This is a genomic window from Aquabacterium sp. UBA2148, from assembly GCF_002328915.1.
In the GTDB taxonomy this organism is placed as follows: Bacteria; Pseudomonadota; Gammaproteobacteria; order Burkholderiales; family Burkholderiaceae_C; genus Aquabacterium; species Aquabacterium parvum.
The window spans coordinates 5,423-6,461 of the sequence record NZ_DCXA01000101.1; the positions used below are offsets into that span (position 1 = coordinate 5,423).

A 1,039-nucleotide genomic window follows, 5' to 3' on the forward strand; every position below is an offset into this window, starting at 1 on the left:
TCTCCCGCCGACGCCAGGCTGGTTCGCGGCTGATGTTCATGCCGCCCTGACCTCACCGACCTCGGCCGCACCCAACATCCGGCCGGGGTCGGCCCAGGTCGACTCAACCGCCTCGCGGCCTGCCCGATTGGATCAATCGGCAGGCCGCGTTGCTTTGTACAGGGCCTTCACCAGGTCCGACTGGGTGATGATGCCCACCAGTTGCTTGTCCGCGTCGATCACCGGGATGTGGTGGTGACCAGCTTCAGAGAACAGCGGCACCAGTTCGGCCACGCGCCTGTCGCCGCTGATCACGCGCACGCCGCGCGTCATGATGCGGCCGACCGTGTCCGGCATGCCCAGCGCTGCCTTGGCGTCTCGCTTGACCAGGGCCAGCAGCCGGTCGGCCACGCCCTCGTGCTGGTCCAGGCCCGCGTGGCGCATGAAGTCGGCCACCGTCAGGATGCCGACCACGCGTTGCGACTGGTCGATCACGGGCAGCGCCTTGATGCGGTGTTCGCGCATCAGGCGCCAGGCCTCTTCCAGCGACGTGCCCAAACGCGCCGTCACCGGCGCCTTTGTCATGATGTCCACGCACAGCAGGTGCCCGAAGTTGCGCTCGTAGGCAGCGGCTTCGGCAAGCTCCAGGATGCCTTCCAGGTCATCGCGGCTGACGTCGAGCACCTGGTTGTAGTGGGCCAGCGCCGCGTCCAGGTCGGCCCCCGAGAAGCGGCTGCCCGGCTTGGCGGAAGGCTGCGCCACGCCACGGTGCGGGTAGCGCCGCCCCGTGAGCTCGTTGTAGGCCATGCCCGCCATGACCAGCAGCATCGAATCCGTCAGCATGGGGAACAGCGCGAACTCCGGCTTCGCGCCTGAGAGCGCCGCCAGCAAGGCCGACGCGCCGCCCGGCGGGTGCAGGCAACGGCAGCGGAACATCACGGCAATCGCCCCGCCCACCGCCACCGCCCCGGCCCAGGCCGGATCGGGGATGAACATGGCGCACAGGCTGCCCACCAGGGCCGACAGGACATTGCCTCCCACCACCGACCACGGCTGGGCC

The 1,039-nt window shown here is 69.5% G+C and carries 1 protein-coding gene; it reads right to left on the bottom strand.

Going from position 1 to position 1,039, the window contains the following annotated elements; translation table 11 throughout:
* Positions 1 to 132: 132 nt before the first annotated feature.
* Positions 133 to 1,039, bottom strand: a 907-nt coding sequence (locus tag B2W70_RS05495) for an HPP family protein (RefSeq protein WP_286743654.1), incomplete at its 5' end; no start/stop codon positions are given.